A 5,663-nucleotide genomic window follows, 5' to 3' on the forward strand; every position below is an offset into this window, starting at 1 on the left:
CGCGGCTGCGGCGTGAGCTGCGCCTGCGCGAGCACCCCGCCCACGCCGTAGACCTCCACCGCCGGCGCCTCGGCGGGCGCGCCATTTCCCAGCACGGCGCGCGCCTCCAGCGAGAACACGCCCGGGCCCTCCAGCTCCAGCGCCCAGACCGAGCCCTTCACCTCCGGGCGGACCCACGGCGCGTCCATCCCCTCCAGCACCACCTCCGTGCCGGCGGGACGCGGACGCTCCACGCGCACCGCCTGACCGTAGAGGGGCGACACCAGCGCCCACTCGCGCAGCGCCGCGGCCTTGCGCCAGTCGCGCACCGCGGTCCGGAAGGGCGAGGACGCGGGCTCGTCCTTCACGAGCTCCGCCTCCAGCGCCGCGTCCACGTCCAGCCGCGCGCGCGTGGCCGCGTCGAACGCCAGCGCCGGACGCGGGCCCTTGCCGTCCACCCACTTGAGGAGCGCGTCGCGCATCCGCTCCTCGGTGCGCGCCGAGGACGTGTGCTCCGGGCGCTCCACCACGATGCGGGCGTTCTTCGGCGCGGTGATCCACCAGATGCTGCCGGCGCCCATGGGCTCCGCCAGGTACCAGCGGCCCGGACGCTCCGACACGCCCTCTTCCTCCACGCGCAGCTCGGGCGCTTCGTCGCCCTCCGACAGCGGCACGCGGGTGAAGCGCAGCGCTCCGGCGGGGCCGGTGACGCGCACCACGTCCAGCGGGCCCAGCCACACGGCGGCGCCCTTCTGGGCGGACACCTCCATCGCGCCCGCCACCTGGGGGACGCCGGAGGGCACGTAGGGCGCGTGGCCCCGCAGGTCCTCCAGCGCCACCGGGCCCCGGAGGGCGCGCGGCCGCCACGTCATGCCCTCTTCGCTGCGGGCGATGACGGACGGCTGGGAAACGGCGGGCTGCGCGATGACGGGCAGCGCCGCGAGCGCTCCCACGAGCAGGGTGTAACGGGCGCGGCGTCGAACAGGAAACATCGGCGCTCAGTCCTCCAAGGGTGCGAACAGAATCTGGGCCAGCCGGTCCACACGCGCCGGGCTCGCCAGCGCTTTGCGCGTACGGGATGACATTTCCAGGTGCAGGAAGCGGGCGAGCGGGTAGGCCTGGAGCAGGCGGGCCTGCGCGTTCTGTGTCCCACCGAGCACCCGCACCCCGTCCGGAAACAGCTTCACTCCAGGGCCGAGCGACTCCTCCAGCGGTGCGGCCACCTTGCGGGCCCACCTGCCGGGCTTGCGGGTCCCGTCGCTCACCACGGCCGCGAGCAGCTCCGAGCGGCCCTTCTGGACCTTGGACTCGCCGAAGCCGTGCAGCTGCACCACGCGCGGGGCGGGGAGCTGGCGCGCGGCCAGGTCGGTCACGGTCTGGAAGAGGTGCTCCGGGTTGTGCGCGACGTCGGCGGGGTGCTCGGGGTCTTCGGGCGTCTCACCGGGCGTGCCCCTGTAGCGGTGCGCGGTGGCGGTCATGAGCAGGCGCGGCGCGCGGCCCTCCGGCGGGCAGGAGAAGAGGCTGGCGCCGATGTCCTCCGTGCCGATGTCGAAGTAGGGGTGGGGCACCTGCACCACGTCGTCGGTGGCCTCGCCCGTGCGGATCACATACGCGCCCGCGCCGTGGAGGTTGTCCGTGCGCTCGCGCAGGACCCAGAAGGTGTCGCGCGGCGTCGTCCAGGTCTCCAGGAAGAAGCCCGCGGACGCGGCGACGTTCGTCAGCTCCGGGGGCACGTCCTTCTGCCCCGGCGCGGCGGTCAGCAGCGCGGGGATGAGCCTGGAGAACGCCGCCCGCTCCTCCAGCGTGGTGGGGTGGAACGTCACGGCGTTCACGCGGGGCCACAGCCCGGAGAAGCGCGCGTCCACGCGGCACCCCGGATGCTCGGGCACGTTCACGGATGGATCCTCCTGCGGCACGCGCTCCGGAGCGGGCCGCGTCGCGGGCTTCGAGCGCATGCCGCCCCGGGGGGGCGTCCTGCTTCGAGGTCTTCGCGGCCGGCGCGGCGTTCGAGGCCGTCGCGGCGCTCGGGGCCGTCCGCGTCCGTGTCTGCCTGGCGGCGGTCGGTCTCCGTGGCCTGGGTGATGCCGTCGTGGTTCACGTCTTCCTCGCCATCGGTGAGCCCGTCATTGTCGCTGTCGGTGTCCCGCGCGTCGATGAGCCCATCCCCATCGGTGTCGACCAGGCCATCGATGCCATCCGTGAGGCCGTCGCCGTCCGTGTCGGCGTTGAACGGGTCGAGCCCCAGCTCCAGCTCGGTGGCGTTGTCCACGCCGTCGCCGTCCGCGTCCACGTCGTCGGCGGCGTCGAGCGGGTGGGTTTCTCCGGAGTCCACCTTGCCGTCGTGGTTCTTGTCCTCGATGCCGTCCCAGACGCCGCCGTTGTCGGTGTCGGCCTTGAGCGGATCCGTGGTGGTGGCGGGGTCGGCGTCCGCGACGAAGTGGGCGGGGTCGGTGCCCGTGCCCTGGGGCGCGGTGAGGCCCAGCTCCAGGCCGTCGGTGAGGCCGTCGGCGTCGGAGTCCGCGAGGGTGGGGTCGGTCTCGGTGGCCTGGGTGACGCCGTCGTGGTTGGCGTCTTCGTTGCCGTCGAGCACGCCGTCGTCATCGGAGTCGTCATCCAGCGGATCGGTGCGGCCGGAGTGGACCTCCACGCCGTCGGGGAGACCGTCGGCATCCGTGTCGGGGTTGCGCGGGTCGGTGCCGGCCTGGGCCTCCTCCGCGTCGGTGAGGCCGTCGTTGTCGGCGTCATCGGTCGCGGACCAGGACCAGGTGGCGGGCGAGTCATCCACGTTGCCCGCCGCGTCGGTGGCGCGCACGGCGAGGGTGTGGGGACCGGGCGTCACCGTGAAGAGGGCCGGGTCCGAGCACGGCGTGAACGGGCCGTCATCCAGGCTGCACGCGTAGGTGACGCCGGTCTCGTCGGAGTCCAGGTCGAACGTGGCGGGGTTCGGCGCGTCGTCCGCGATGGGGCCGGAGCGGATGAACGTCTCCGGCGCGGTGGTGTCCACGGTCCACGTGAAGGCGGCGGGCGTGGGGTCCACGTTGCCGGCCGCGTCCACCGCGCGCACCTGGACGGTGTACGTGCCGTCCGCGAGCGCCGTGCGCTCCTGCGGGCTGGTGCAGGGGACGAAGGCCCCCGAGCCGAAGCGGCACTCGAAGGTCGCGGTGGCGTCGTCCGAGGTGAACTCGAAGGAGGCCTCGCGGCTGGAGGTGACGGCGGGGACGGACGCGGTGAGGGCCGTGTCCGGCGCCACGAGGTCCACGCTGAAGGCGACGCCCGTGGCCTGACTGCTGTTGCCGGCCGCGTCCACCGACGTCACCGAGACGGTGTGCGCGCCGGTGTCCAGCACCGGGCCCGTGGTGAAGGTCCACGTGCCCGCGCCGGAGACCGCGGTGGTGCCCACGAAGACGCCATCCACCGTCACGCGCACGGTGGAGCCGGCCTCCGCGGTGCCGGCGTAGGACACCGCGCCCGTGTTGAAGAGGGCGCCGTTCGCGGGCGAGGTGATGGCCGGGGCCTCGGGAGCGCCCAGGTCCACCGTCCACGCGTACTCAGCGGGGCTCGGATCGACGTTGCCCGCCGCGTCCACGGCGCGCACGGCGAGGGTGTGCTCACCCCCGGCGAGGGAGTCGAGCGTGAAGGGGCTGTCGCAGGCGGTGAAGGGCGCCGCGTCCACGCTGCACTCGTAGCCGATGCCGCCGCCGGTGGAGCTGAACTCGAACGTGGCGCTGGCGCTGTTCGAGGGCTGGGCGGGGCCCGACTCGATGGTGGTGTCCGGCGCGTCGGTGTCGATGAAGAAGGTGAGCGACACGGGCTCGCTGGTGTTGCCCGCCGCGTCCGTGGAGGTGGCGCTCAGCGTGTGGGAGCCGTCCGCCAGCGTGGCCTGCACGGGGTAGCTCCACGCGCCCTGGTCGTTGACGAGGATGGGACCCAGCGGCGCGCCGTTGTCGAGGACCAGGTACACGGTGCTGCCCGGCTCCGCGGTGCCGGTGATGACGGGAGAGGCGGAGGTGAGCACCTCGCCGCTCGTGGGCTGGAGGACGAGGGGCGCGGCGGGAGGCGTGACGTCCACGGTCCACGTGAAGGCAGCGGGCGTGGGGTCCACGTTGCCCGACGCATCGACGGCGGCGACGGTGAACGTGTGCGAGCCCGCGTCCAGGTCGGTCGCCGTGTACGGCGAGGCGCACGCCACGCTGGTGGCGTCCAGGGTGCAGACGAAGCCCGCGACATCCGCGTCCGTGCCCTGGAAGGTGAACGTCGCGGACCTGCTGTTGCTCGCGACCGGAGGATGCGAGGTGATGACGGTGTCGGGCGACACCGAGTCCACGGTGAAGGTCAGCTGGGCCGCGTCGCTGACGTTGCCCGCCGCGTCGGCCGCGGTGGCGCTGACGGTGATGGGGCCCTGGGGCAGGTCGGTGGCCGGCGTGAAGCTCCAGGCGCCGGAGGCGTCCACGGTCAGCGGGCCGAAGGTGTTCCCCCCGATGACGAGCGTCACCTGTGTGCCGAGGTCGGCGGTGCCGGTGATGGCCGGACGCGCGGTGGTGACGGTCGCGTTCAGGGCCGGGGCGGTGAAGACCGGCGCGTCCGGCGCGGTGGTGTCCACGGTGAAGGTGGAGGTGGCGACGGGGCTGGTGTTGCCCGCGCCGTCCTGGGCGACGGCCGTGAGGGTGTGGCCGCCGTCCCCGAGCACGATGCCGGGCGTGAAGCTCCACTCGCCCGCGCCATTGGCGGTGACGGTGCCCAGGGAGGTGCCATCCAGCGTCACCGTGACGCGGCTGCCGGGCTCGGCCGTGCCGCTGTAGGTGACGGGGGAAGCAGCCAGCGCCGCGCCGTTCGCGGGCGTGACGATGACCGGCGCGTCCGGCAGCGTGGCGTCGACGGTGAAGGACACGGTGCGCGCGGGGCTGGTGTTGCCCACCGCGTCGCGGGCCGTGACGGACACGGTGTGGGGGCCATCCGTGAGCGTGGAGGACGTGCAGGACCACGCGCCGGAGGCATCGGCGGTCGCGGTGCACAGCACGGTGGTGCCCTCGCGCACCGTCACGGTGCTGCCCGCTTCGGCCGTGCCCGTGATGGTGGGCGTCGAGGTGGAGACCGCCTGGCCGGACGTAGGCGAGGTAACGACGGGGGGCGCCGGGGCGGTGGTGTCCACGCTGAAGGGAACGGAGGTGCTGGCCGGGCCCGTGTTGCCCGCCGCGTCCCGCGCCGTCGCGGAGACGGTGTGCGCACCGTCCGCAAGCGTGGAGGCCGTGCTGCAGGCCCACGCGCCGGAGCTGTTCGCCGTGGCGGTGCACAGGACGGTGGGGCCCTCGCGAACGGTCACGGTGCTGTTGGCCTCCGCCGTACCGGACAGCGTCGGCGTCTGGGTGGCGACCGTCTGACCGGAGGTGGGCGAGGCAATGACCGGAGCCACGGGCGCGGTGCTGTCCACGGTGAAGGGGACGGACGTGCTCGCCGGGCCGGTGTTGCCCGCCGCGTCCCGCGCCGTGGCGGAGATGGTGTGCGTGCCATCCGTCAGCTGCGACGAGATGCAGGACCACGCGCCGGAGCCGTTCGCGGTGGTGGTGCACAGCACCGTCGTGCCCTCACGCACGGTCACGGTGCTGTTGGCCTCGGCGGTGCCGGAGAGCGTCGGCGTCTGGGTCGTCACAAGCTGACCGGACGTGGGCGCCGCGATGACCGGAGCC

At 73.8% G+C, this 5,663-nt stretch carries 3 protein-coding genes; all 3 read right to left on the reverse strand.

The genetic code is table 11. The features are described 5' to 3' along the window. Positions 1 to 971: hypothetical protein (locus tag ACLEQD_RS17455; protein ID WP_410385393.1), on the reverse strand; the 971-nt coding region annotated here is incomplete at its 3' end. Positions 972 to 977: 6 nt separating this feature from the next. Further along, the gene (locus ACLEQD_RS17460; RefSeq protein ID WP_410385395.1) at positions 978 to 1,874 is read right to left on the reverse strand and encodes a hypothetical protein; all 897 of its coding nucleotides are present in this window, start codon (positions 1,872 to 1,874) and stop codon (positions 978 to 980) included. Then, the coding region (locus ACLEQD_RS17465) for an Ig-like domain-containing protein (protein ID WP_410385397.1) at positions 1,871 to 5,663 on the reverse strand (3,793 nt) is incomplete at its 5' end. The genes ACLEQD_RS17460 and ACLEQD_RS17465, both read right to left, overlap by 4 nt.

Origin of the sequence: Corallococcus sp. 4LFB (genome assembly GCF_046520365.1) — a bacterium.
In the GTDB taxonomy this organism is placed as follows: domain Bacteria; phylum Myxococcota; class Myxococcia; order Myxococcales; family Myxococcaceae; genus Corallococcus; species Corallococcus caeni.